At 63.2% G+C, this 24,722-nt stretch carries 21 protein-coding genes; 14 read left to right on the top strand and 7 right to left on the bottom strand.

The genetic code is table 11. The annotated features are described in order from the left end of the window. Nucleotides 1-65: 65 nt before the first annotated feature. Nucleotides 66-2,024, bottom strand: coding sequence for an acetyl-CoA hydrolase/transferase C-terminal domain-containing protein (locus ACVOLR_RS11125; protein WP_481536466.1), 1,959 nt, complete (start codon nt 2,022-2,024; stop codon nt 66-68). Between the two features lie 118 nt (nt 2,025-2,142). Between ACVOLR_RS11125 and ACVOLR_RS11120 the strand changes: the two genes are divergently transcribed. The 3 genes from ACVOLR_RS11120 to ACVOLR_RS11110 are packed head-to-tail and all read left to right on the top strand — an operon-like array spanning nt 2,143 to nt 4,700. After that, complete coding sequence (locus ACVOLR_RS11120) at nt 2,143-2,517, top strand: BlaI/MecI/CopY family transcriptional regulator (RefSeq protein WP_481536465.1); 375 nt, start codon at nt 2,143-2,145, stop codon at nt 2,515-2,517. After that, on the top strand, nt 2,504-4,126 hold the full coding sequence (locus ACVOLR_RS11115; protein ID WP_481536464.1) for a TonB family protein: 1,623 nt from the start codon (nt 2,504-2,506) through the stop codon (nt 4,124-4,126). Before ACVOLR_RS11120 ends, ACVOLR_RS11115 begins: the two co-directional genes overlap by 14 nt. A 1-nt stretch (nt 4,127) precedes the next feature. After that, the gene (locus ACVOLR_RS11110; protein WP_481536463.1) at nt 4,128-4,700 is read left to right on the top strand and encodes an energy transducer TonB; all 573 of its coding nucleotides are present in this window, start codon (nt 4,128-4,130) and stop codon (nt 4,698-4,700) included. 36 nt (nt 4,701-4,736) lie between these two features. Here ACVOLR_RS11110 and ACVOLR_RS11105 read toward each other — a convergent pair whose 3' ends face one another. Together ACVOLR_RS11105 and ACVOLR_RS11100 are read right to left on the bottom strand one after the other, a co-directional pair. Then, entirely contained in the window at nt 4,737-5,561 is an 825-nt protein-coding gene (locus ACVOLR_RS11105) for a S1/P1 nuclease (protein WP_481536462.1), read from the bottom strand. A 131-nt stretch (nt 5,562-5,692) separates the two neighbouring features. Continuing rightward, nucleotides 5,693-6,340, bottom strand: coding sequence for an OmpW/AlkL family protein (locus tag ACVOLR_RS11100; RefSeq protein ID WP_481509056.1), 648 nt, complete (start codon nt 6,338-6,340; stop codon nt 5,693-5,695). A 209-nt stretch (nt 6,341-6,549) separates the two neighbouring features. Here ACVOLR_RS11100 and gap point away from each other — a divergent pair, with 209 nt between their 5' ends. Next, on the top strand, nt 6,550-7,551 hold the full coding sequence (gene gap / locus ACVOLR_RS11095; RefSeq protein WP_057629111.1) for a type I glyceraldehyde-3-phosphate dehydrogenase: 1,002 nt from the start codon (nt 6,550-6,552) through the stop codon (nt 7,549-7,551). Nucleotides 7,552-7,725: 174 nt separating this feature from the next. Here the strand turns inward: gap and ACVOLR_RS11090 are convergent, their stop codons facing one another. Continuing rightward, nucleotides 7,726-8,766, bottom strand: coding sequence for a pirin family protein (locus ACVOLR_RS11090; RefSeq protein ID WP_481536461.1), 1,041 nt, complete (start codon nt 8,764-8,766; stop codon nt 7,726-7,728). Between the two features lie 105 nt (nt 8,767-8,871). Between ACVOLR_RS11090 and ACVOLR_RS11085 the strand changes: the two genes are divergently transcribed. The 4 genes from ACVOLR_RS11085 (at nt 8,872) to ACVOLR_RS11070 (ending at nt 15,490) form a co-directional block, all read left to right on the top strand. Then, nucleotides 8,872-9,285, top strand: coding sequence for a winged helix-turn-helix transcriptional regulator (locus ACVOLR_RS11085; protein WP_481536460.1), 414 nt, complete (start codon nt 8,872-8,874; stop codon nt 9,283-9,285). A 462-nt stretch (nt 9,286-9,747) separates the two neighbouring features. Further along, nucleotides 9,748-12,483, top strand: a complete 2,736-nt coding sequence (locus ACVOLR_RS11080; protein WP_481536459.1) for a DUF2339 domain-containing protein — start codon at nt 9,748-9,750, stop codon at nt 12,481-12,483. Then, on the top strand, nt 12,480-13,865 hold the full coding sequence (locus ACVOLR_RS11075; RefSeq protein WP_481536458.1) for a DUF3999 domain-containing protein: 1,386 nt from the start codon (nt 12,480-12,482) through the stop codon (nt 13,863-13,865). Before ACVOLR_RS11080 ends, ACVOLR_RS11075 begins: the two co-directional genes overlap by 4 nt. A gap of 230 nt (nt 13,866-14,095) precedes the next feature. After that, nucleotides 14,096-15,490, top strand: coding sequence for a serine hydrolase domain-containing protein (locus tag ACVOLR_RS11070; RefSeq protein WP_481536457.1), 1,395 nt, complete (start codon nt 14,096-14,098; stop codon nt 15,488-15,490). A gap of 201 nt (nt 15,491-15,691) precedes the next feature. On the opposite strand, the gene ACVOLR_RS11065 is transcribed toward ACVOLR_RS11070, so the two are convergent. Beyond that, nucleotides 15,692-16,246, bottom strand: coding sequence for a GNAT family N-acetyltransferase (locus ACVOLR_RS11065; protein ID WP_481536456.1), 555 nt, complete (start codon nt 16,244-16,246; stop codon nt 15,692-15,694). 81 nt (nt 16,247-16,327) lie between these two features. Here ACVOLR_RS11065 and ACVOLR_RS11060 point away from each other — a divergent pair, with 81 nt between their 5' ends. The 6 genes from ACVOLR_RS11060 to ACVOLR_RS11035 all read left to right on the top strand — a co-directional run bounded on the left by ACVOLR_RS11060 (nt 16,328) and on the right by ACVOLR_RS11035 (nt 22,816). Beyond that, entirely contained in the window at nt 16,328-17,506 is a 1,179-nt protein-coding gene (locus ACVOLR_RS11060) for a phosphoglycerate kinase (protein ID WP_481536455.1), read from the top strand. After that, nucleotides 17,503-18,147, top strand: coding sequence for an HAD-IA family hydrolase (locus ACVOLR_RS11055; protein WP_481536454.1), 645 nt, complete (start codon nt 17,503-17,505; stop codon nt 18,145-18,147). The genes ACVOLR_RS11060 and ACVOLR_RS11055 overlap by 4 nt, the downstream gene beginning before the upstream one ends. 44 nt (nt 18,148-18,191) lie before the next feature. Beyond that, complete coding sequence (locus tag ACVOLR_RS11050; protein WP_481536453.1) at nt 18,192-18,449, top strand: hypothetical protein; 258 nt, start codon at nt 18,192-18,194, stop codon at nt 18,447-18,449. A gap of 152 nt (nt 18,450-18,601) precedes the next feature. Then, the gene (gene pyk / locus ACVOLR_RS11045; RefSeq protein WP_481536452.1) at nt 18,602-20,068 is read left to right on the top strand and encodes a pyruvate kinase; all 1,467 of its coding nucleotides are present in this window, start codon (nt 18,602-18,604) and stop codon (nt 20,066-20,068) included. A gap of 164 nt (nt 20,069-20,232) precedes the next feature. After that, nucleotides 20,233-21,237, top strand: a complete 1,005-nt coding sequence (locus ACVOLR_RS11040) for a class I fructose-bisphosphate aldolase (RefSeq protein ID WP_481536451.1) — start codon at nt 20,233-20,235, stop codon at nt 21,235-21,237. A 259-nt stretch (nt 21,238-21,496) separates the two neighbouring features. Next, a complete protein-coding gene (locus tag ACVOLR_RS11035) occupies nt 21,497-22,816 on the top strand; it encodes a M1 family metallopeptidase (protein ID WP_481536450.1) in 1,320 nt (439 codons plus the stop codon). Between the two features lie 185 nt (nt 22,817-23,001). Here the strand turns inward: ACVOLR_RS11035 and ACVOLR_RS11030 are convergent, their stop codons facing one another. Both ACVOLR_RS11030 and cysK read right to left on the bottom strand, forming a co-directional pair. Continuing rightward, a complete protein-coding gene (locus ACVOLR_RS11030; protein ID WP_481536449.1) occupies nt 23,002-23,592 on the bottom strand; it encodes an O-acetyl-ADP-ribose deacetylase in 591 nt (196 codons plus the stop codon). Between the two features lie 170 nt (nt 23,593-23,762). Then, nucleotides 23,763-24,722: a cysteine synthase A gene (gene cysK / locus ACVOLR_RS11025; RefSeq protein ID WP_481536448.1), complete on the bottom strand. Its 960-nt coding sequence runs from the start codon at nt 24,720-24,722 to the stop codon at nt 23,763-23,765.

The following is a 24,722-nucleotide window of genomic DNA, read 5'->3' as shown; positions in this document are numbered from 1 at the left end:
GCGGCTTACATCGCTCCCACAAAACCCAGGCTTCCCGGCGTGCGATCAGGTTGCGATGCACACCATCAAGCTTTCCCCGCAGTCCGCGCCAGACCAACCCGCAACAAGCCCGCATTGAGCCGCTCGCCAAAACTGGCAGGCCGCTCCAGACCCATCCGCTGCATATACATCGCATCGTTCTCGGCGGGCGCTTGGCGCAAGGCTGCGACTACGGTGCGTAGCTTGCCCATTGGCGTCGCAGTGGCAGATTTCAGCCAACCCAAGGCCCGCACCAGATCCTGCTCGACGGCATCGAAATCACTGCCGAGCGGATAGTCGGGCAGGCTGCCATCGGCGCGGAACGGGGCCAGCTTTGCCTTGAGCAGCTCGGCGCGATTCTGTTGCCAATGCGCGGGCGCAACGAAGTTCGCAGCCAGCTTCTTCGAGGCCTTGGCTTGATCCAATAGCGCCGGCTGGAACGCCGCATCGGTGATGCTGGTCATGGCGATGACGCAGTCTTCGTCGGTCATGTTGCGCAGGTCGGCGATGCCGTATTCGTTGACGAACACATCGCGCAGGTGGCGCGGAATGGTGGTGTGGCCGTAGTTCCAGCGCACATTGGATTGCGGCTTGCCAGCATCCTCGCGGGTCGCGCGGAACATCAGGATGCTGCGCGCATCGGGCAGGGCATGCGCCATCGCCACGAAGTTGTACTGGCCACCGACGCCGGAGACCACGCGGCCGTCCTCCAGCGCATCCGATGCCGCTGCGCCAAGCGCGCTGGCGATCATGCAGGAGTTGAAGAAGCGCGCATCGCGGCGCTGCAGGCGTTCCAGCGCTTCGTTGCCGCCATAGAGCTGGTTGATCTCACTGATGCGGCGCATGCCGATGGCGGCGCGTTCGGCTTCCGGGAGATTGCGCAGCCAGTCGTAGAACTCGGCTGAGCCCAGGTAAAAGGCACCATGCAGGTACTCACCTTCGCGTGCCAGTCGGCCGCGGTCGCCATTGCTGGCGGTACCATCGGCCAGGCGCTGCATCAGGCCGAGATCGTCATGCACCTTGCGCCAGATCACGCCGGTCTGCACCAGCTTGCGGAAGCCTTCGTTGAGCATCTCGCTGCAGCCGTACAGGCCGATCTCGAACGGCCCAAGTCCACCTGCTTCATGCACCAACGGGTGCTCGGCGATTTGCGGATCCAGCGCGTGCAGGATCTGCCGGTAGCGTGCGTTGTCGGTATGCCGCAACACCAGCGCATGGCTGAGTGCGTCGGCAAGTGTGCCGATACCGATCTGCAAGGTGCCGCCGTCGCGTACCAAGGTGCTGGCGTACAGGCCGATGGCGTAGTCGGCATCGCTGACCGGTTGCCGCGGCAGGCCGAACAGCTGCGGATAGGGGCCGGGTGGGGTGATCACCAGGTCGAAGAAATCGGGATCGACGGCAGCGGTGCCGCCCAGCCACGGTAATTGCGGATCAATCTCGGCAATCAACAAGGGCTTGGGCAGACCGCGCGCAGCGATGGCGTCGAGCGTGTCCTGGGTGATGTCGTTGTTGCACGACAGCGAGAGCTGGTTGCTGCCTTCGCGATAGGCCACTTTCTGCACGATTGCGTTCGGTGCACGTTGCGCCACCGCATCGGCAGCATGCGTGTAGTTGAGACTGGTGTAGTAACGCTGCGCCTGCGACGAACGCAGCAGCGCACCGGATTGCATGTAGAACTCTTCCACCTGCACGTGCGCGGGCAACGCATCACGGGCGATGGCATCGGAATAGGCAAGGCGTGGGAAATCGCTGCCGAAGTGGCGCTCGACGAACGGGCGCATGAAGCGGGCCTCCAAACCATCGCCTTTGGCTTGCGGCGGATTCAGCGACAGCGCGGTGTACAGCTGCAACGGCCGCGCCGGGTCGTTTTCGATCCGCGCGTACAAGGCATTGAGCAAACGATGAGGTTTGCCCAGTGCCAGTGGTGCGCCGATGCGCAGTGGGCCTTGGGTATTGCTGAGCAGCCAGTCCACGGCGGCGTCGAGGTCGGTCACGTGATGGGGCATGGTGTCCGGTATCTGCGGGGGTATCGGCATTACAGCATGTCCCCCCTGAATCACTTGGTGAGGGCTTGACAGGGCTTTCGTTTACTCGTGTAATCGCAAAAAATTACAGGCGTAAACGATGATCCGTATCAGCGAGGCCGAGGCCGTTGTCATGGAAGTCCTGTGGGGTCAGCACCCGCTGTCCGCCGACGAGGTCATCGCGCGACTGCCCGGCGGCAATGACTGGGCCGAAGCTACGGTCAAGACTCTGCTCAACCGCCTGCTCAACAAGGCCGCGATCAGTGCAACCAAGGATGGCCGGCGTTTCCTGTATACGCCGCTGGTGCAGCGCGATGCCTGGTTGCTTGAGGAGAGCAGCAGCCTGATCGAGCGGCTATTCGATGGCCGGGTCGCGCCCTTGGTCGCTCATTTCAGCCAGCACCAGCGGCTCAGCCGCGAAGACGTGGCCGAGCTGCGCAAACTGCTGGAGGGACTCGACGATGACCAGCACTGAGATCCTGGCACTGCTGCTGAAGACCACCTTGGCGAGCAGTGCTGCTGTTGCACTGGTGCTGATCCTGCGCCGGCCGTTGCGGCGTTGGCTAGGGGCAAGCGCTGCCTATCTGCTGTGGCTGCTGTTGCCGGTGACGCTGCTGTCGGTGCTGCTGCCTGCACCGCAGGTTGCGACGGTGCCGATGCGGGTCAGTGAGGTCGCGGTGCAGTTTGGGCAGGTGGTAGTTGCTGGCCCTGCGGTGATTGCGTATTGGCCGTTGTGGCTGTGCTGCGCATGGTTGGCCGGGGTGCTGCTGATGGCAGTGCGTTTGTACCGCCAGCAGCAGAACTTCCAACGCGGGCTGGGGCGGCTCAGCCAACGCGATGACGGGCTATGGCAGGCACAGGCAGTGGCGGGCTTGCCTGCGGCTATGGGATTGCTGCGGCCGCGGATCGTGCTGCCGGCCGGTTTCGAACAACGCTATCTGCCAATCGAGCAGCAACTGGTGTTGCTGCATGAGCGCGTACATCTGCAACGCGGCGACATCGCGATCAACGCCTTGCTGGCGCTGCTGCAGTGCCTGTACTGGTTCAATCCGCTGTTGTTGTTCGCCCTGCGCTGCTGCCGCGAAGACCAGGAGTTGTCCTGCGATGAACGTGTGATTGCGCAGGTGTCAGGCGCACGTCGCAGTTACGGCGAGGCCATGCTCAAGACCGGGCTGGCCGCGTCCCCGTTGCCGGTGGGGTGTCACTGGCAGAACCATCATCCATTGAAGGAGCGTATTGCCATGTTGAAGCGTCCCGTACCCGGCAGGAAGCAGTGGTGTGCCATGTTGGTGCTGTCGTTGGGCTTGTCGTCCGCTTTCGGCTATACCGCCTGGGCCGCGCAGCCGGGCAAGGCGGTATCCACCTCCACCTCGACATCGTCGTCTTCTTCATCGACATCTACAACGACCGGCAAGGGCACGGTCTATGCAACCTTCGTGGAAGCTACGCTGGAAGGCATCAGGCAGCGCTTCGAGCTGCAGCAGTCGGCCGGCACGCCGTTCTCCTTCAGCGCAAGCTCGGACAAGGGCGTGCAGTGGGCAGCGGAGTTCACCTTGCAGCCTGCAGCTGACGGGATGCTCGCGCTCAAAGGCACACTGAAGGCGAACGGGGATCTGATCTCGTCGCCGACCCTGCTGATCAAGCCCGATGTGGCGGCAGGCATCGAAGTGTCCACGGCTGACGGTCGCTCAACCTGGGTGCTGGAGCTGCGATCGATTGCCCTGGCGGCTGGAGATCCGGCCATCGTATCGGCAGCATCCGGCAAGACCGAGCAGGTTGCCTTGCAGAATGCCGGGCGGATGCCGCCGCCCAGCTATCCGCGCGCTGCGATCGACAGTCGCACCACGGGCAAGGTGGTGCTGCGTATCGCGGTGGATGCCGAAGGCCGGGCGACCGACGTGGTCGTTACCGAGGCGCATCCCAAGGGTGTGTTCGAGGCGACGTCGATTGCCGCTGCGAGGCAGTGGCGGTTCACGCCGGCAATGAAGGACGGCAAGCCGGTTGCCGGCGTCATCCGGGTACCGATTTCGTTTGATATGGATGATGAGGAAATGGAATACACCGAAACCCAGAGCAGGGGCTGAGGTGCGCGGGCATGCTGTGGTGCTGGCTGCGTTGATGCTGGCCGGCTGTGCGACGCAGCCGCAGAAAGAGCAGGCGAGCAGCAGTTTCAACCTCAACCAGCACCGGCAGATGCTGACGCCGGAATCTTCCGGTGGCGCAGGCGAGATACAGCCCTATCAGTTGGCGGCCACGGAAAGCTTCCGCATGCCGGTTGCCGTAACTGCCGATGATCCGGTGTTGCCGTCGGAGTACGCAAAACGTTCGCTGGATGCCACCACGGTATGCGTGAATGTCATCCTCGATGCGCAGGGACGGGTGGAACGCAGCGCGCCACTGTTGGCGCACTCGGCCTGCGGTGCGGGAAACGATGCGGGTAACGCGGGTCTGCTGCAGGCTGCGCTGACAGCCACCGCAGGATGGTCGTTCGAGCCAGCTGCCGTCTGTCATTACGCTGCGGGCGTGCAGGCGCCGTCGAACGGAGACTGTAGTAACGCCTCACGTATCGAGGTAGTGCCGGTAACCCTGGCCTACGCCTTCACCTTCGAGGTGATTGAGGGCAGGGCAATGGTGCGGCGCGAGGACGCCTTGCACTGAATATGCGCCTGCACGTGGTGCAGGCGCGTTGATTGCTCAGGGAGTATCGAGCAGCTGGTTCAGCAGCGCGGCCAGCTGTTCACCGCCCAGACGAAGCTGGGCCTCGGCAACCGGCTCCCACACGGCGGTGTAACGCTCGTCGATCTTGTGACCGTCAGGGTACAGGCCTTTGCGGGTGGCGATGCGGCAGGTCTGCTCGGCCCACAGGGCGGGATCGCGCTGCAGGTCCGGTGTGCGCACACCACTGGGCGCCGGCAGCGCCTGCAGGCGTTGCAGGAACTGGTCATCATTCAGTTGCAGCGGATAGAACATGCCGCTGTCCCAGACCGAATGCAGGTTGGTGCCGCGACCGTTGAACTGCAGCTGGTAGTTGTTGCCACCGCGATCATGGCCGTAACCGGCGTGAAGCGGCTGGTGCAGGTCACCAACCAGATGCACGACGAACTTGAGCGCCTGCAGGCGTTCGGCATTGCTGAGCTGGCGGTTGGCCAGAATTGCACTTTGCTGCTGCAGGGCGCCGACCACGCAGTTGCCGTTCCGGCAGTGCTTGGTCGGGGAGAAGTTGCAGCCGTCTTCGGCCATGTTGACGTAGTGCCAGCCCGCCGACTTCTTACCCAGATCGGGGTCGTTGGCGCGCAGCTGGTCGGCCCAGGGGGCGATGCTGCTGAGGGTGGCGTCGGGTTCGCTTGCCAGCAGGCGCTCGACTTCAGCCTTTGCGGCAGGGTCAAGGCGGGTTTCGGCAATGCGCGCGACCAGACGGTGGCCTTGCGCGCCCCAAGCCAGTGCCTGGCCAGGGAGGGTTGCGGAGACAGCGATGGCGATGCCCATTGCCGGCATCAGGAGACGGTGGAGCTTGTTCATGCCGCCATTCTAACGGCTGCGCTGCCATCGGCTACGTGCGCCAGATGGCGAAACACGCCCCCGGTTGTGACCGGAGACGTGCTCGCTTGGGGGAGGGCAGTGCCGTAGCTACCCAATAACTGCGGTGGGGCTCAGAACTTGAAGACGTAAGCCACGCCGTACACCAGCGGATCGATCTTGGCGGTGCCCAGCTTGTTGCCGTTGACCTTCACCTTGGTGTCGATATCGGCCCAGCGCATGTCAACGCGCAGCGCGCCCTTATCGCTGACGGCGAAGTCCAGACCAGCGTGGGCGGCGAGGCCCCACGAATCTTCCAGCTTCAGCTTGGTGCCAGCCAGCGCGCCCTTGCTGTCGGTGCTGAAGAACTTGGTGTAGTTCACGCCCAGGCCGACGAACGGAGTGACCTTGCTGCTGTTGGTGAAGTGGTACTGCAGGGAGACCACCGGCGGCAGCTGCTTGGTTTCGCCGACCTTGCCGACGCCGTCAATGCTGACGTCGTGCTTGAACGGCAGCGCTGCCAGCACTTCGATACCGATGTTGTCGGCGACAAAGTATTCAAAGGTGACGGTCGGCTTGACGTCGCTGTCGACCTTGGTGGACAGCTTGCCCAGACCCAACGCGGCGCCATTCAGATCGCCGGCATCGGACTTCGGGTCGACCGCGTGGACGCCGACGCCCAGGGTCCAGTCGCCCTTGGACTGGGCCATGGCGGGGGCGGCGGCAGCCAGGGACACGGCAGCGGCCATGGCGGAAAGCAGCAGGGCGGAGGTCTTGCGCATGTGTAATTCCGTTACTTGGTGGAGGTGGCACCAGTGTCCGGATGGCGCCCGGGGGGCGCTTTGATCCTGATCAAACAGGGGTTTGCGCTCAGCTGGCGCTCAGCTGCGGTGGTAGGGCAGACGGCCACGGAGCGGGCATGGGTCCTGCTAGAATGGCGTCCCCTTTCCACCCCGCCGCAACGGCTTTGCGGCTGCAGGAGCTTGTGAACATGGCAATCAAGGTCGGCATCAACGGTTTCGGTCGCATCGGGCGCAATGTGCTGCGTTCGGCAGTGTTGAACTTCGGCAACGACATCGAGATCGTGGCCATCAATGATCTGCTGGAGCCGGATTACCTGGCTTACATGCTCAAATACGACTCCGTGCATGGCCGTTTCAAGGCGGACGTGGAAGTGTCGGGCAGCGACCTGCTGGTCAACGGCAAGAAGATCCGCCTCACCCAGGAACGCGACCCGGCCAACCTGAAGTGGGACGAAGTGGGCGTGGACGTGGTGATCGAGTCCACCGGCCTGTTCCTGACCAAGGAAACCGCGCAGAAGCACCTCGACGCAGGTGCCAAGAAGGTGATCCTGTCGGCCCCGTCCAAGGACGACACGCCGATGTTCGTGTTCGGCGTGAACCACAAGACCTACGCCGGCCAGAGCATCGTCTCCAACGCCTCGTGCACCACCAACTGCCTGGCCCCGCTGGCCAAGGTCATCAACGACAAGTGGGGCATCAAGCGTGGCCTGATGACCACCGTGCACGCTGCCACCGCTACCCAGAAGACCGTTGACGGCCCGTCCAACAAGGATTGGCGCGGCGGCCGTGGCATCCTGGAAAACATCATTCCGTCCTCCACCGGTGCTGCCAAGGCCGTGGGCGTGGTGATCCCGGAATTGAACAAGAAGCTGACCGGCATGAGCTTCCGCGTGCCGACCTCGGACGTGTCGGTGGTCGACCTGACCGTCGAGCTGGAGAAGGAAGCCACCTACGCTGAAATCTGCGCCGAAGTGAAGGCTCAGAGCGAAGGCGCGCTGAAGGGCATCCTCGGTTACACCGAAGACAAGGTGGTTGCCACCGACTTCCGTGGCGAGACCCACACCTCCGTGTTCGACGCCGAAGCCGGTATCGCCCTGGACAGCACCTTCGTCAAGCTGGTCAGCTGGTACGACAACGAGTGGGGCTACTCCAACAAGTGCCTGGAAATGGTGCGCGTCGTCGCCGCCTGATCCACGCAACAGTTGTAAACAGAACGGGCGCCGAAAGGCGCCCGTTCTGCATTCAAAGCCCTCCCTTTCGCCGAAGGTGAAGGGGAGGGTTGGGAGGGGTGCTGTTGCTATTGCTTGTGCTCCAGGTCATTGCCCAGGTTACCCGCTGTTGCAAGTGACACACTCGTTCGCCTTTCACGCCGAAGGCGGCAACTCAATCCCATCACTGCCCGGATGCTTGGCAAACCGCCCCTGCCCAGCCGCATGCACCGGCCCATGGCTGGACCACGGCCAGCCACCGAACTGGGTACGGCCATAATCGCGCCGCGCCTGCTCGATCTCCTCGGCGGTGTTCATCACGAATGGGCCATAGGCCACCACCGGCGCGCCGATCGGCACGCCCTGCAACAACAGGATCTGTACCACGTCATCGCCGCTGTTGTGCAGCGGCAAGGCACTGCCGGCAGCCACTTCCAGCAAGCGTGGCCCGCTGATCGCATCACCGTCCAGCTGCAGTTGCTTGCCGTCGTGGAAATACAGCGTGCGTCTGCTGCCTTGCACATTAGCCGGCGGCAAAATCACCGAGGCACCCGGCTGCAATGTGATCTGCCATACCGCGACATCGGCTTGCGGATTGGCGGCCCAGGAGCTGCGCCCGGGTGCCAGCGGCAGCAGCTCGGCATGGCCGGCTTCCTGCGGGACATAACGCCCGGCTATCACCTTCACCTCGGCACCATCGATGCGGTATTTGGGGATGTTCTCGCCCCACAGCATCACGAATTCCGGGTCAGCCATCTTGCTTTGCGGCGGCAGGTTCAGCCAGATCTGATACAGATCCAGCGGGTTGGCGTGTTCGCGTGAGCGCAGCGGAAACATCTCCGAATGCTGGGTGCCGCCACCGGCGGTGAGCCATTGCACGTCGCCGTCGCCGTAGCGGGCGGTCGCGCCCAGCGAATCGGCGTGGTCCACCAAGCCCTGCGGCACGATGGTGATGGTTTCAAAGCCACGGTGCGGATGCGCAGGGAAGCCGGGTACGTTGACCCCGTGGTACATGCTGAAGCCGTCCTTGCCGCTGAAGTCATGGCCGAGTTCGCGGCCGCCCAGCTGGCGCATGTCCACCCCCTGCTCGGCGGTCGCCTGCGGGTACTGGTCCAGGTGATGGGCGCAGAACAGGAACGGATCGGTGCCCGGCCACGGACGGCCCAGCGGCTCATTGCGGAGGATCAGATTGGACATCGGTGACTCCTTGGTTGTTGGGGCCGCGTTGGTGGGCTGGCGCCCGCCTGCGTCGACATGCTCTATTGATGGGTGCGCGGTTCTAGGCCACAAGGAGGCACGCCGATGACAGCAACTCACACCGGTGATACTGGCCCAGCGGCAGGTGAAGACGCCGCGTATTGCCAACAGATGCGGCTGCTGCTGGACCGCGTCGGCGAGAAATGGAGTCTGTTGGCGGTAATCGCATTGCGCGAACAACCCCGCCGTTTCAATCAGCTACGGCGCGAGCTGAGCGGGGTGTCGCCGCGCATGCTGGCGCGTACGCTGCGCGGCCTGGAGCGTGATGGTCTGGTCAGCCGCAGCGTCTACCCGACCGTGCCGCCGCAGGTGGACTACGCCTTGACTGAACTGGGGAAATCCCTGCTGCAACCAGTCGATGCCTTGCTGCAATGGGCATGGACGCACCAGCCGCAGATGGATCAGGCGCGCTCTGATTTCGATGGGCGCCAGCGCGATGCTGAGGAAGCCTCGCTGTAAGGCTGATGTTGTCCGCTCACCACCCGATTACCAGGCCGATGCCAGTGTTGCGCGAGCATCTTTCTGTGTGGGAGCGGCGTAAGCCGCGAAGCTGAGGGTGCTGAAACCCTTGGCATCTGTGCCATCTGATGATGTACCGGCTTAGCGGCTTACGCCGCTCCCACAATGAGGCATGCTGGGCCGCAACGGCCTTCCTGCGCTGGCATTGTTCTGTGGGAGCGGCGTAAGCCGCGAAGCTGGGGATGCTGAAACCCTTGGTATCCACGGCATCTGGTGATGTACCGGCTTCGCGGCTTACGCCGCTCCTACAAAAGCGCGGTCTGTCGGCTCTCGACTTGGCTCAAATGCTCCAGCGAACAGCATTGCGTCATAGGGACGGGCTGAAGCTGACTGGGCGCACCTTGCGTTTTCAGGTGGCGCGGATAAGGTGATGCAGCACGTTCAGGTGCACAAGGATGATCAATGGACGAGGGTTGGGTGTTGTTGATAGTGCTGCTGGTACTGGCTGCATTGGCGATGCCGGTGTTGCTGGCGATTGCCTTGGTATCGGTGTCCTCGCTCAAGCGCCGCGTGGCGGCGCTGGAGGAGCGACTGGATGCTGGCGAGACGGAAGCAGCACCCAGCCGGCAGCGTGTCGAAGCCACCCGGCCCTACGCTTGGGCGGAGCCCGAGCCCGATTCGGATGAATCCGCTATCGAACCGGTGGCAGTGGCGTCTCCGCCATCCGCGGCTGAGCCCGTCGCTGCCTCGCCAGCACCACCGCCGCTGCCACCCAGGCCAGACCCGCTCGATCCACTGGCGAGCGCGCCCCGTCGGCCCATTCCTGCCCGCCGCGAGCCGCCGCCGGAGCGGGCGTGGGCGGCCGCGGAGCCGGCCGAACCCAACTTCGTCGAGCGTGCGCTTGCTTACGCCAAGCAGTGGCTGACCAGCGGCAATGTGCCGGTCAAGGTCGGCATGCTGGTGCTGCTGGCTGGTGTCGCCGCCTTGCTGAAGTATGCAAGCGACCAGGGCTGGTTCGTGGTGCCGCCGAGCCTGCGTCTGGCCGGCATCAGTGCCGCTGCTTTGGCGGGTTTGGTATTCGCTTGGCGCAAGCGCGAGAGCCACCGCACCTTCGCACTGGCGATGCAGGGCGGCATGATCGGCATCCTGTTGCTGGTGGTGTTTTCCGCCTGCAAGAACTACGGAATGATCGGTGTCGCGCCGGCGTTCGGGTTGAGCGTGGTACTGATTGCCGGCTTGTCGGTGATGGCTGTGCTGCAGGAGAGCAGAACCCTGGCCATCCTTGGCGTGCTGGCCGGCTTCATGGCGCCGATCTGGTTGTCAGACGGCAACGGCAACCATGTCGCCCTGTTCTCGTACTACGCCTTGCTCAACGTCGGCATCTTCGCCATTGCCTGGGTGCGGCCGTGGCGCATCCTCAACCTGCTTGGTTTTGTTTTCACCTGGGGCATTGGTACCGGCTGGGGTGTACTGAAGTACGAGCCTGCCAATTTCAACAGTATCCAGCCATTCCTGGTGTTGTTCTTCGTGTTCTACCTGTTGCTGCCGTTGCTGTATGCCCGCAAGGCCAGCAGTGCAGGCAATGCGCGCATCGATGGCTGCCTGTTGTTTGGTACGCCGCTGATCGCATTCTCGTTGCAGGCCGCGTTGTTGCAGGGCGATCGCATGCCCTTGGCATTCTGCGCATTGGGTGTGGCTGCACTGTATGCAGTGTTGGCGCGCGCGCTGATCAACAACGAACGCTTGAATGTGCTGGCACGCGGCTACGCCATTCTCGCCGTGGGCTTTGCCACCTTGGCGGTTCCGCTGGCCTTGTCGGCCAAGGCAACCGCGTCGGTGTTCGCGCTGGAAGGTGCGGGTCTTGTCTGGCTGGGCTTGACCCAGGACCGTCGATTGGCCCGCTGGACCGGCATCGGCCTGCAGCTGGCCGCTGCAGCCGCTTTGGCGATCGGCGTGTCGGGTAGCCATCTCAGTGCGACTATCGCCATTGCCAACGCCGCCTTCATGGGTGCCTTGCTGATCGCCGTGGCCGGCTTCGCCACCGCATGGTGGTACCGAAGCGCGGGCAATCTGCAGGTGGCGACGGTGGCTTATCTGTGGGCATTGGCCTGGTGGCTGGGCAACGTGATCCTGGAAATCGGTGATTTCGTCGAGATCGACAGTCGCCTGCACGCAGTGCTGCTGCTGCTCGGTGTGACCGGTTGGCTGGCGGCGGAAGTGCAACGGCGTGCACCTGCGTTGGCGCTGTCCTTGACCACTCTCGGCTCTCTGGTGATGGCCTTCCCGGTGGCCTTCCTGCAGGTGTCCGAGTACGGGCAGCCATTCGCTGGCTATGGGGCGATTGCGTGGGCGGTATTCGCTGCCTTGGGCGTGCGCAGCTTGATGTGTCTACGCGAAGGTAGCGGTGCGGTCGCCGGTTTGGCGCAGTTGGCCTGGTGGCTGCTGTGGCCGACGGTACTGTCGCTGCTGGCCTGGCATATCGGCGATCACTTCAACTTGGCCGAAGGCTGGGTAGGCATGTTGCTGGCGCTGCCGTGGCTGCTGCTGGCGGTGCTGTCGATGTATCGCTGGGGTTGGCTGTCGCAGCCGCTCGGTGAGGCGTTTGGTCGCTATCGCCCAGCCTTGCAGATGGCGGTGTTCGCGGTGTTGGGCTTGTGGTGGTTGACGTCCTTGGCCAGCGCCGGCTCGGCTGCACCGCTGCCGTGGATTGTCGTGTTCAACCCACTGGAGCTTGCGGAGATCGCGGTGCTTGCCTTGCTGGCAATGCGCCTGCGCCAGAACGCTGGCGCAGCGGTGTTGCCGATGCAGTTGGTGGGCACGGCAGTGGCCGCGCTGGTACTGGTGACGGTGATGACGCTGCGTGCCGTGCATCACTGGGGCGATGTGCCGTGGAGCGACAGCCTGCTCGGCACCAAGTTGGCGCAGACCAGCCTGACCGTGGTGTGGAGCCTGCTGGGTGTGATCGGCTGGATCAGCGGTTCGCGTCGTGGCCAGTGGGGACTGTGGTTGGCCGGTGCCATCCTGATGAGCGTGGTGCTGGCAAAGCTGCTGCTGGTAGACCGCGGCAATCTCGGCGACCTGCTCGGTATCGGCGCCTTCATCGCCTACGGACTGCTGTGCACCTTGGTGGGCTGGCTGGCGCCAGCACCGCCACGACGGCCGGGTGCTGCTACAAACAACGAGGAAACAACCGCATGATCAAGCGCCTGCTGGTACTGGCCTTGCTGCCTTTCAGTGCAATGGCCGCTGACGACTTCGCCCGGCAATGGCCGCTGCAGTTGTCGCAGCCTGATGCCGGCGCCTACCGGGTGCCGCTGGATGCAACGGTGTATTCGGCGGTGCATTGGCGCGACCTGCGCGATGTGCGGGTAATCGATGCCGATGGCAAGCCGGTGGCCAGCGCGGTGTATGCGGCTGCAACACCGCTGGGCGGCGCGCTGCGTATCGCGCCGCTTCAATGGTTTGCATTGCCTGCAGCCAGCGCGGGCGGCGATGAGGACCTGAGCATCGTGGTGGAACGCGATACCGCTGGCAAAGTGGTTTCGATCCGCAATTCGGTGGGCGCGGCAACAGCGGCTGGCAGTGCCGACCCGGTATGGCTGATTGATCTTGGTGACGAGGCTGGCAAGCTGCACAAACTGCTGGTGGATTGGAGTGATACGGCGGCAACCCTGGATCTGGGCTATCGCCTCGAAGGCAGCGACGACCTGCGCGGTTGGCAGGTGCTGGATCCGCAGGTGCGGCTGGTGCAACTGCGCAACCAGGGCAACGAGCTGCGCAGCAACAGCATCAAGGTCGAATCCGGCTTGCGCTATCTGCGCCTGGTGCCCTTGCAGCGTAGCGGCGCACCGCAGCTGCAGGGCCTGCGCGGCGAGTTCGCCGATGCGGTCGAGGTTGGCGATTGGCAATGGCAGGAACTGCAGGCGGCTGCCGGTGGTAACGGCAAGGATGGTTATCTGTACCGCTTGCAGGGGCGATTCCCGGTGCAGCGATTGGATGTGGTGATGCCCGCCAACAGCGCGGTGAGCTGGACTGTCTCCAGTCGCGATGAAGACCGCGCGCGCGCTGCCGACGGTGAACCGGTCTGGCAGACCCTGACCACGGGTTGGAATGCGTGGAACCTCAGCCAGGCCGGCAAGCAGCAGCGTTCACCGCCGTTGGAAACGTCGGGCATCGTTGATGACAGGCAGTGGCGTCTGCAGGCAGAGCCCGGCGCGGTGCCTGCTGCTGCGCCAAGCTTGCGTCTGGGTTATCGCCCCGGCAGCGTGGTGTTTCTTGCGCAGGGTCGTGCGCCCTACCTGCTGGTTGCAGGCAGCGCGGATGAAGGCAAAGCGCAGGCCGCGTTGGATCCGATGTTGGCAGCCTTGCGTGCTCATAACGGCGCGCAATGGCAACCGGTCGCAGCGACTTTGGGCGCGGGTGCGCAGCGTGCCGGCGATGCGGCCTATCAGCAGGTCGAAGCACCGCGCGATTGGAAGAACATCGTGTTGTGGGGAGTGCTGGTGCTTGGTGCAGCGGCGGTAGCGGGTTTTGCGTTCAGCCTGATTCGCAGCAGTCGCGCAGAAAAAAAAGAGGCCTGATGTAGTGCCGAGCCATGCTCGGCAGGGGCTTTCCCAATGCGCCGGACTGGCTTATCTCCCTCTCTTTCGCACGGCGAAGGGGAGGGCTGGGGAGGGGTTGGTTTTTTCTCTATTGGTTTGTCTGCTTCGCGGCTTACGCCGCTCCTACAGTCTGGGTTTGTCGGAAGTTCTCTGCCGAGCATGGCTCGGCACTACAGGTGCTGCTGGCAACGGAAAGGATTGGTTGGCTTATGCGTTTGACGTCATTTGCGGTTGCAGTTCTGCTTGGTTTTTCGACTGCCGCAGCTGCCAAGCAGCCTTTGCCTGATGCCCACGCCGAGCAGGTCTTCGATTTATGGCTTGCTGCATACAACAGCGGTGAGCGCGATGCGCTGCAGACGTTTTTGACCGACTACAAGGTTGGGCAGGAGGCGCAACGCTTTCTGGATATCCGTCAATCACTGGGTACGTTCAAATTATTGGGAGTCAAATCCAGCACGGCGGACAATGCGCAGCTGATCTTGCTGTCGGAGATGACCGATCGAGGAGTGCTGGCGACGCTGGATATGGATCCTGCGGATCGATTTGATGTTACCAAGCTGCAGCTGGAAGGGATGGACCTGCCGGATGAGTTCAAGCCGCAGCGGATGTCACGTACCGAGGTGCTGGCCGCAGGCAAAGCGCGGTTGGATTCCGCGCGTGCTGCCGACACCTTGTCCGGTGCATTGGTGGTGGCGAAGGACGGCAAGGTTCTGTTGTCCTGGCATGGCGGCGCAGCTGATCGCGAGCGCGCTGTTGGCGTTGATGAAACCACTCGGTTCCGGCTCGCCTCATTGAACAAGATGTTCACTGCCGTGGCCATCCTGCAGTTGCGGCAGGCGGGCAAACTGTCGCTGGATGACACGGTCGCCATTCACCTTGAGAACTATCCGAATCAGCAAGTAGCCAGGGCAATCAGCATCCGCCAGCTGCTCAATCACACCAGCGGCCTGGGTGATGTGTTCGGCGAGGAATTCGAGAAGCGTTCGCAATCCTTGCGGACCTTGAACGACTACTGGAGCCTCGCCAGCGCCACGCCGCCGAGCTCAACCCCGGGCAGTGAGGATGGTTACTCGAACTACGGCTATATCCTGCTCGGCTCGATCATCGAGGCGGTGAGCGGGCAGTCGTATTACGACTATGTGGATCAGCATATCTATCGTGTTGCGGGAATGAACGCGACTGGCTCTGAGCCGGAATCCGCGGCTGTGCCGGCGCGCGCGGTTGCCTATGCCAAGCTCGACGGCGAGTGGGTGCAGGAAACCAAAACGCTGCCATGGCGCGGCACATCAGCTGGTGGTGGCTACAGCACGGTTGGCGACATGTTGAAGTTTGCCGAAGCACTGCGCGCTGGTCGGCTGATATCACCCGAATCGTTGGCATTGGCCACATCGCCGCAGAACAACAAAGCCTGGTATGGCTATGGCTTCATGGTCAGCGGGCAGGGCGCGGAGCGGCAGTACGGGCACGAAGGTGGTGCGCCTGGCGCGAATACATCGCTGGTGGTGCTGCCGGAACCGGGCTACGTGGTGATCGGTTTGAGCAATGTTGATCCGGGCGCGATGGAGAACGTGGTGAACTTCATCGTGCATCGCCTGCCGCTGTGACCGGTAGTGCCAAGCCATGCTCGGCAGGGGCTCTATCGCCGCGATTGTGGGAGCGGCGTAAGCCGCGAAGCTGGTGCAAATCAAACTGGTAAGATAGCTGCAACTGCGATTGGCTCAGGCAGCGGTTGCATTGCCAGCTTCGCGGCTTACGCCGCTCCCACAAGTAGTGCTGGTATGGCCCCAGCCGAGCATGGCTCGGCTCTACAGTTTGAAGTCCTGGCGTAGCAGCCCGTAGATGGCGCTGTCACAGATTTCGCCGTTTACATGCCAGCGTTCGCGGAGCAGGCCTTCGCGGACGAAGCCGAACCTTTCCACCAGGCGGCAGGAGGGCAGGTTGCGCGGGTCGATGTCGGCTTCGATACGGCGCAGCCCCAGCTCGTTGAACACGTAGCCCAGTACCAGCTGCAGGGCTTCGCTGGCCAGGCCGCGGCCCTGCCAGTCGGGATGCAGGCTGTAACCGATCTCGGCACGCGCCTGTGTCAGATCCATGTAGAAAATGGCACTGCTGCCTATCAGTAAGTCGGTGTCCGCATCGGCAATTGCCCAGACCAGCATGTCCAGCTCGCGGCGCTGGCGCTGGATGTCGGCGATCTTCTGTTCGGCCTGTGCCAGTTCGGTCCAGGCCGGGTAGCTCCAGTAGCGCATCACCCGCGCGTCGCTGTGGATGGCGAACAGCGCCGCAGCGTCGTCATCACGGACCTCGCGCAGGCGCAGGCGGGGGCTGGACAGTTCGGGTTGCGGCAGGCGTGGTGACATCCATTTCACTCAAGGTTTGCCCCGGTCGGCGGGGCGGGCGAGAATTGCGGTTTCCCCCTACTTTGCGGAGCTGATCCTGCCATGTCCATCGTTCGCATGACCGACCTCGACCTTTCCGGCAAGCGCGTACTGATCCGCCAGGATCTGAACGTGCCGATCGACGAGAGCGGCAAGATCACCTCCGAGCAGCGCATCACCGCCTCGCTGCCGACCCTGAAGCTGGCACTGGAGAAAGGCGCTGCCGTGCTGGTGACCTCGCACCTGGGCCGTCCCAAGGAAGGCGTATGGAGTGAGGCCGATTCGCTGGCACCGGTGGCCAAGCGCCTGTCCGAGCTGCTGGGTGTGGACGTACCGCTGGTCAAGGATTGGGTGGACGGCGTCGACGTGGCCCCGGGCCAGATCGTGCTGCTGGAAAACTGCCGCATGAATGTGGGCGAGGGCAAGGACGACGAGGCGTTGTCGCAGAAGTACGCCGCGCTGTGCGACGTGTTCGTGATGGATGCCTTCGGCACCGCGCACCGCGCGCAGGCCTCGACCCATGGCGTGATCCGTTTCGCACCTATCGCTGCTGGCGGCCCGCTGCTGATGGCTGAGCTGGACGCGCTGGACAAGGCGCTGGCCAACCCGGCGCGCCCGCTGCTGGCGATTGTGGCCGGCTCCAAGGTCTCCACCAAGCTGGAGCTACTGTCCAGTCTGGTCAGCAAGGTCGACCAGCTAATCGTCGGTGGCGGTATCGCCAACACCTTCATCGCTGCCGAGGGTCATGGCGTGGGCAAGTCGCTGGTCGAGAACGACCTGCTCGACACCGCGCGCAAGATCGACGCCGATGCCAAGGCACGCGGTGCCGAAATCCCACTGCCGATCGATGTGGTGGTGGCGCCGGCCTTCGCCGCTGACGCGCCGGCCACGGTCAAGGCGGTTGCTGCGGTAGACGCTGACGACATGATTCTGGATATCGGTCCGCAGACCGCTGCGCAGTACGCAGAGTTGATTGCAAAAGCCGGCACCGTGGTCTGGAATGGCCCGGTCGGCGTGTTTGAGTTCGATGCCTTCGGCAAGGGTACCGAAGCAATGGCCAAGGCCATCGCCAGCTCCAATGCGTTCTCGATTGCCGGCGGTGGCGATACCCTGGCTGCCGTGGACAAGTACGGCATCGCCAAGCAGGTGAGCTACATCTCCACCGGCGGCGGCGCGTTCCTGGAGTTCCTGGAAGGCAAGACTTTGCCGGCGGTTGCAGCGTTGGAGGCTCGCGGCCAGTGAGCCGCGATGTTTTCTTCTTCGATCTCGACGGCACGCTGATTGATTCGGCCGTCGGCATCACCCGCTGCGTGGCCTATGCACTGGAACAGATGGATCATCCAGTGCCGGGCGATGCCGAGCTGCGCAAGTGGATCGGCCCGGCGCTGCGTACCAGCTTCAAGCCCTTGTTCGGTGACGCCCTGCGCGTGGAGCGGGCGGTGGAGTTGTACCGCGAGCGTTTCGATGTGCACGGTTGGAAGGAACACGACATCTACGCCGGTATCGGTGATGTCGTGCAGGGCCTGCATGCGGCCGGCCATAGGCTTGCCGTGGTCACTGCCAAGAACGAGCCGCACGCGCGGCGCATCGTCGAGCACCTGCCGTTTGGTAGCTGCTTCGAGGACATCATCGGCGCGACTGAAGATGGTTCACGCAGCCACAAACCGGAGTTGATCGCTGAAGCATTGCAGCGTTTGTCGTTGCAGGCCTCGCAGTGCTGGATGATCGGTGACCGCCGCATGGATATCGAAGGTGCGCGTCACCATGACATGCGCAATGTTGGCGTGCTGTGGGGCTTTGGTGGTCGCGAAGAGTTGCAGGCTGCCGGGGCTGGTGCGCTGGCGGCTACGCCGGATGAGTTGGCGGCGGTGTTGCGCGGGTGATTGATGGGCTTGGGGTTTTCGCGGCTCCGGTAATTGGAGCCGCGATGCAGTCAGATCTCAGCAAAACTTCAATTCGTCATTCCCGCCTGCGCGGGAATGACGATCTGGGAGGTCTCAGGGGAAAGGCCCAGGCGCTCGCGCCGGTCATGCTTCACTTGTCGCCCGATGTCCTCGACGTGTCTCCATTGTCAATTTTCTTTGCTGCGAAGCAGCATGATTTACCCTTCGAATCAGCGCACAACCGCAACACTTCAATGTTGAGCTATCACCCTGGCTTATCGACCTATGCAGGTCAGCTATAGGTCCCGCGTTGTCATACCGTACGGTATGTCCAGACCGACTGTCTGGCCTGTCTTTGGGACACAGCAGAAAGTGTCGTATGAAATCGTATGCGACATCGTTGTCATGCAATGGATGTGCTACTTTCGGCGGTCTATTAGGGAGACTACGCACAATGATTGAACGTCAGCGCCGCACCAAGATCCTCGCCACCCTCGGGCCGGCAACTGACGCGCCGGGCGTGCTGGACGATCTGTTCCGCGCCGGCGTCAACGTTGTGCGTTTGAACTTCTCCCACGGTGATCCGTCCGGCCAGGCCAAGCGCGCCGCCGACGTGCGTGCCGCTGCCCAGCGCGTAGGTGTGGAAGTCGGCATCCTGGCCGACCTGCCGGGCCCGAAGATCCGCATCGAGCGTTTTGCCGAAGGCAAGATCAAGCTCAAGGCCGGCGACCGTTTTGACCTGATCGCCAGCACCTCGGCGCCGGCCGGTGACACCAACCAGGTGGGCGTGAGCTATCTCGGCCTGCCGCAGGATGTGGCGCCGGGCGACGTCCTGCTGCTCGACGACGGCCTGATGCAGCTGCAGGTTGTGGAAGTGCAGGGCGAACGCATCATCAACACCGTGCTCAATGATGGCGTGTTGTCCGACCGCAAGGGCTTGAACAAGCAGGGCGGCGGTCTGTCGCTGGGCGCGTTGACCGAGCGCGATAAGGAGCTGATCGGCATCGTTGCCAAGATCGGTGTCGATTTCATCGCCGTCTCGTTCTGCCGCAACGCGCAGGACATGAACGATGCGCGCGAAATCGCCGAGTCGCATGGCTGCTACGCCGCGCTGGTGTCCAAGATCGAGCGCACCGAAGCCATCGAGAACCTGGAAGAGATCGTCGACGCCAGCGATGTGGTGATGGTGGCGCGTGGTGACCTGGGCGTGGAAATCGGCGACGCCGAGCTGCCGGGCCTGCAGAAGAAGATCATCAAGGCCTCGCTGGCGCAGAACAAGGTGGTGATCACCGCCACGCAGATGCTGCAGTCAATGGTCGAAAGCCCGATCCCGACCCGTGCCGAAGTGCTGGACGTGGCCAACTCGGTCATCGACGGTACCGATGCGGTGATGCTGTCGGCCGAAACCGCAGCCGGTGCTTACCCGGTCAAGGCGGTCGAGGCGATGGCTCGTATCTGTCTGGGCGCCGAGCGCCAGTTCCAGACCGAGACCGACTTCAACGCTTCGCCGCGCAATCTGGAGCGTGCCGACCAGGCCATCGCCATGGCTACCATGTTCCTGGCCCAGCACGTGGGCGTGCGCGCCATCGTGGCGATGACCGAATCCGGTGGTACCGCGCGCTACCTGTCGCGCTTCCGCGCCAAGTCGCCGATCTACGCGGTCACCCGCCATGACGGTGCGCGCCGGCAGATGGCGCTGATGCGCGATGTGTTCCCGATCAACTTCGACAGCCGTGGTTTCACCCCGCGTGAGGCCGCGCGCGGCAGCATCCGTCTGCTGGTTGAGTCCAACCTGCTGGAAGCCGGTGATCGCGTGGTGTTCACCAGTGGCGAGCACATGGAAACCCATGGCGCCACCAACACCCTGCGTCTGCTGGAAGTGGGTAACGACGGCCGCGCCAGCGGTCTGGGCGACCTGTAAACGACGCCAGCAACAAGCCACCGCTCCGGTCATCAATTGATCGGAGCGGACAGCTTTTGTCCTGACATGACAGCCTGAAACCGGTTCCAGACCTTGCGGGCAGCCAGCCGGTGAGCGTGCCGGGCTATAATCCGGTTTTTCCCGCACGCTGTCACAGGAACCTCATGAGCATCGAACTGCTGGCTGAAACCGCCCAGGCCATGGTCGCCCCGGGTAAGGGCATCATCGCCATTGACGAATCCACCGGTACGATTGCCAAGCGCTTCGCAAGCGTCGGCATCGAAAACACGGAAGAAAACCGTCGTGCCTACCGCGAACTGCTGCTGACCACGCCGAAGCTCAACGAGCACATCTCCGGCGCGATCCTGTACGACGAAACCATCCGCCAGTCGACCAAGGACGGCGTGCCGTTCGCCAAGTACATGGCCGACAACGGCATGATCCCGGGCATCAAGGTCGACAAGGGTGCGCATCCGCTGGCCGGCTGCCCCGGTGAGCTGGTGACCGAAGGCCTGGACGGCCTGCGTGAGCGCCTGCAGGAGTACTACAAGCTGGGCGCGCGTTTCGCCAAGTGGCGTGCGGTCATCAACATCGGCGACAACATGCCGTCGGGCACCTGCATCGAGTCCAACGCCCATGCGCTGGCCCGTTATGCCGCGCTGTGCCAGGAATGTGGCCTGGTGCCGATGGTTGAGCCTGAAGTGATCATGGACGGCGACCACGACATCGAGACCTGCTACGAAGTCACCGAAGCCACCCTGCGTTCGCTGTTCGACGCCCTGTACCAGCAGAACGTTGTGCTGGAAGGCACCATCCTGAAGGCCTCGATGGTCATCCCGGGCAAGGGCTGCGACGAGCAGGTTGATGTCGAGGAAGTGGCCGAGTCCACCGTGATGTGCCTGAAGTCGACCGTGCCGGCAATCATGCCGGGCATCGTGTTCCTTTCTGGTGGCCAGAGCGACGAGCAGTCCACTGCTCACCTCAATGCCATGAACGAAGTGGGCACCCTGCCGTGGCCGCTGAGCTTCTCCTACGGCCGCGCCATGCAGCAGGCTGCACTGAAGCTGTGGGCCAAGGACATGAAGGGCAACTACGCCGCCGCACAGAAGACCGTGTACGAGCGCGCCAAGGAAAACGGCCTGGCTGCACAGGGCAAGTGGGAAGGCTGATAAGCCAACCCGCGTGAGGTAGACAAAACGCCGGCTAACAGCCGGCGTTTTCTTTTCTGCTTTTGGCTGTTGTTCTTGTGGGAGCGGCGCAAGCCGCGAAGTCGGTTCCGATCAAACCACCAGCATGGCTGCAATTGCAAACACCTTGTAGGGCTTCAGCCTTGCCAGCTTCGCAGCTTACGCCGCTCCCACAAATCCACCATTCCCACGATTTTCGCAGCACAGCCCTACAATCGGATTTTCCGTTGGGGATGATCGGATGCATCGCAGAATCGTGCTGGGACTGTTCGCATCGACCATAGCCGTACCCGCCTTCGCTGCGGAACTACGAAACTTCGACATCCAGCACTACGCAACCACCCTCGATCTGGATATCGCCGCTGGTCAGCTGCAGGGCGAAACCCTTGTCCGCTTCAACGCAACCGCTCCACTACAGCAATTGGTTCTGGACAGTGGCGAGCTGGTCATCGATTCAGCCGCGCACAACGGCCAGCCGGCGAACTTCCAGCAGGCCGATGGAAAGCTGACCGTCAGTCTGGCAACGCCGTTGACCGCCGGCGAGGAGACCAGCGTACGCCTGCACTACCACGGCAAGCCGCGCTTCGGCCTGGAGTTCGCACCGGCGCGCAATGAGGTCTACACCATCTTCTCCACCGATCAGTGGATGCCTTCGATCAACGCGCCGGACGAACGCGCCACCTTGATGCTGGCATTGCGTCTACCCAAGGATCTACAAAGCACCGCGGTAGGCGATGCCTTGCCGTCACGGCAGCTGCAGGATGGTCGCATCGAGCACCGCTGGCAGCTGCGCACACCGATGCCGGGTTATGTCTACGGTTTTGCCGCGGCACCTTACCGGCATGTGCAGCAGTCGCATGCTGCCAGCAAGCTGCATTACTACTCGCTGGATCGCTCCGAAGCGGAACTGGGCAAGCTGTTCGCCGCCACCGGCGACATGCTCGATTTCTTCGCTGAGCGTGCGGGCCTGGCCTATCAGGGCGACTACCGTCAGGCCTTTGTGGAACGCACCATCGGCCAGGAAATGGCCGGACTATCGCTGATGTCCGAAGCCTATGGGCAGGAGGTACTTGCAGATTCCACACAGACGGGCTTGATGGCGCACGAGGCCGCGCATCAATGGTGGGGTAATCGCATTACCTGCAAGAGCTGGGAGCACTTCTGGCTCAACGAAGGTTTCGCCAACTTCATGACTGCTGCGTGGCTGCAACACGCGCACGGCGAAGCGGCGTACCAGACGATGGTGCAGGGCTGGGAACAGCGGGTGCTGGCTTTACGAGCGAAGGGCGCTGATCGGCCATTGGTATACCCGGATTGGAACAAGCCCAGCGCCGATGACCGTGCGGTGGTCTACAAGAAAGGCGCTTACGTGCTGCACCGCTTGCGGTTGGAATTAGGCGAGGAGCTGTTCTGGCGTGGTTTGCGCGAGTACACGCAGGCCAATGATGGAAAGTCGGTGGTTACGGCAGATTTCCAGAAGGCGATGGAGCGTGCGGCGGGGCGCTCGCTGCAGGGGTTTTTTGATGCCTGGGTTTACGGGGTAGGTGGTGAGCTGGGGTGATGGGTTTGCTGCTAAGAGCTACCCCTCCCCAACCCTCCCCTTGCCTGCGGCAAAGGGAGGGGCTGTTTGTGCAGGTCGGTCAGATCGCGGGTAGCCGCTCTTACCCCCTCCCTTTCGCGTAGCGAAGGGGAGGGTTGGGGAGGGGTAGCTTTTGCTTTTGTTTGGCCGCTGAACAGCCAAGCCTCTCAATGCGCAGGCGCAAACCCGCCAGAAAATGACGCCAGCACCGACCCTGCCTGCTCCTGCATCGGCCCTGCACTGGCCAAGGCCTGCTGATAGATCTTGAACGCGGCAGGGTTGTAAGCCACCAGCACAATCCGTGAAGGCCGCGCATGGCTCTTCTGCCAGGTCATGGTCTCGGTCGCGGCAATCACCGCCGCCGAATGCAGCGGGTAGCCATAAACCCCGCAACTGATCGCCGGGAACGCGATCGACTCCAAGCCCATTTGCTCAGCCAGCCGCAGCGATTGCCAGTAGCAATTGGCCAATAACGCCGCCTCATCATGGCGACCATCGCGCCACACCGGGCCGACGGTATGGAATACGTGCTTGGCCGGCAGGTTGTGGCCGGCGGTGGCGCGCACTTCGCCGGTAGGGCAGCGCACGCCCGCACGCAGCTCGGGCAGCTGCTCGCATTCGCGCAGCAGGCCGGGGCCTGCGGCCCGATGGATTGCACCGTCCACGCCGCCGCCGCCAAGCAGGGTTTCATTGGCTGCGTTGACGATGACGTCAACCGCCAGTTCGGTAATGTCGCCCTGCCAAACTTCAATGTTCATGGCCGTGATCTTCCGTTGCGATGTATGAGAAAAATGTGACGGCTACCGCCAGGCCGGGCACAGCTCCAGTCTGCGCCCGTCCAGTCTCACCTGCTGTGATTTAAAGACGCGGAAACGCACGAAGGCCGCATAGGCGGCCTTCGCGTTGCTGACGGGTTAAGTAACGACGGTTACGGAAGGCCGGCCAGCCAGTCGTCGTCCGAGCCGTCGTTGATGTCGGCAAACAGCGGCGTGGAGAAGTAGCGCTCGCCGGTATCAGGCAGCATCGCCAGGATTACCGAGCCGGCCTCGGCATTGGCGGCCACATCCAGTGCACTGGCAACCGTGGCGCCGGAGGAGATGCCAACAAATATGCCTTCCTCGGCGGCCAGACGGCGCGAGGTTTCAATCGCGCGTTCGTCCGAAATCGACAGCAACTGGTCGTAGACGCTGCGGTTGAGCACTTCCGGGATGAAGTCCGGGGTCCAGCCCTGGATCTTGTGCGGGGTGAAATCCTTGCCGGCCAGCAGGGCGGCGCCGGCCGGTTCGGTGGCGATGATGCGGGTTTCCGGACGGGCCAGCTTCAGCACTTCGCCGACGCCGGTGAGGGTGCCGCCGGTGCCCCAGCCGCTGACGAAGTAGTCCAGGCGCTTGCCGGCGAAGTCGCGCAGGATCTCGGCGGCGGTGGTCTGGCGGTGATAGGCCGGGTTGGCAGGGTTGGCGAACTGGCTAGCCAGGAACCAGCCGTGCTGCTGGGCCAGCTCCTTGGCCTTGCGCACCATGCCGCTGCCGCGCTCGGCGGCCGGGGTCAGGATGACCTTGGCGCCATAGGCGCGCATCAGCTTGCGACGCTCGATGGAGAAGGTTTCCACCATGGTGGCGACGAACTTGTAGCCGCGCGCGGCGGCCACCATCGCCAGGGCGACGCCGGTATTGCCGGAGGTGGCTTCCACGATCGTATCGCCGGGCTTGAGCAGGCCTTTCTTCTCGGCGTCGAGGATGATGGCCAGGGCCAGGCGGTCCTTGACCGAGCCGGCCGGGTTGAATGACTCGACTTTGACGTAGATGTCGACGCCGGCCGGAGCCAGGCGGTTGAGCTTGACCACCGGGGTATTGCCGATGGTGTCCAGGATGCTGTTGTACAAGGCCAT

It is taken from the genome of Stenotrophomonas sp. STEN030, assembly GCF_056759995.1.
Note: the sequence above shows the minus strand (reverse complement) of the source record. Positions and strands in the feature narration are given on the sequence as shown.

Coding starts and splice junctions, on each gene's coding strand:
- ACVOLR_RS11125 (WP_481536466.1), bottom strand. CDS start 2,024: ATGCCCCATCACGTGACCGACCTCGACGCCGCCGTGGACTGGCTGCTC.
- ACVOLR_RS11120 (WP_481536465.1), top strand. CDS start 2,143: ATGATCCGTATCAGCGAGGCCGAGGCCGTTGTCATGGAAGTCCTGTGG.
- ACVOLR_RS11115 (WP_481536464.1), top strand. CDS start 2,504: ATGACCAGCACTGAGATCCTGGCACTGCTGCTGAAGACCACCTTGGCG.
- ACVOLR_RS11105 (WP_481536462.1), bottom strand. CDS start 5,561: ATGAACAAGCTCCACCGTCTCCTGATGCCGGCAATGGGCATCGCCATC.
- ACVOLR_RS11100 (WP_481509056.1), bottom strand. CDS start 6,340: ATGCGCAAGACCTCCGCCCTGCTGCTTTCCGCCATGGCCGCTGCCGTG.
- gap (WP_057629111.1), top strand. CDS start 6,550: ATGGCAATCAAGGTCGGCATCAACGGTTTCGGTCGCATCGGGCGCAAT.
- ACVOLR_RS11090 (WP_481536461.1), bottom strand. CDS start 8,766: ATGTCCAATCTGATCCTCCGCAATGAGCCGCTGGGCCGTCCGTGGCCG.
- ACVOLR_RS11085 (WP_481536460.1), top strand. CDS start 8,872: ATGACAGCAACTCACACCGGTGATACTGGCCCAGCGGCAGGTGAAGAC.
- ACVOLR_RS11080 (WP_481536459.1), top strand. CDS start 9,748: ATGGACGAGGGTTGGGTGTTGTTGATAGTGCTGCTGGTACTGGCTGCA.
- ACVOLR_RS11075 (WP_481536458.1), top strand. CDS start 12,480: ATGATCAAGCGCCTGCTGGTACTGGCCTTGCTGCCTTTCAGTGCAATG.
- ACVOLR_RS11070 (WP_481536457.1), top strand. CDS start 14,096: ATGCGTTTGACGTCATTTGCGGTTGCAGTTCTGCTTGGTTTTTCGACT.
- ACVOLR_RS11065 (WP_481536456.1), bottom strand. CDS start 16,246: ATGTCACCACGCCTGCCGCAACCCGAACTGTCCAGCCCCCGCCTGCGC.
- ACVOLR_RS11060 (WP_481536455.1), top strand. CDS start 16,328: ATGTCCATCGTTCGCATGACCGACCTCGACCTTTCCGGCAAGCGCGTA.
- ACVOLR_RS11050 (WP_481536453.1), top strand. CDS start 18,192: ATGCAGTCAGATCTCAGCAAAACTTCAATTCGTCATTCCCGCCTGCGC.
- pyk (WP_481536452.1), top strand. CDS start 18,602: ATGATTGAACGTCAGCGCCGCACCAAGATCCTCGCCACCCTCGGGCCG.
- ACVOLR_RS11040 (WP_481536451.1), top strand. CDS start 20,233: ATGAGCATCGAACTGCTGGCTGAAACCGCCCAGGCCATGGTCGCCCCG.
- ACVOLR_RS11035 (WP_481536450.1), top strand. CDS start 21,497: ATGCATCGCAGAATCGTGCTGGGACTGTTCGCATCGACCATAGCCGTA.
- ACVOLR_RS11030 (WP_481536449.1), bottom strand. CDS start 23,592: ATGAACATTGAAGTTTGGCAGGGCGACATTACCGAACTGGCGGTTGAC.
- cysK (WP_481536448.1), bottom strand. CDS start 24,722: ATGGCCTTGTACAACAGCATCCTGGACACCATCGGCAATACCCCGGTG.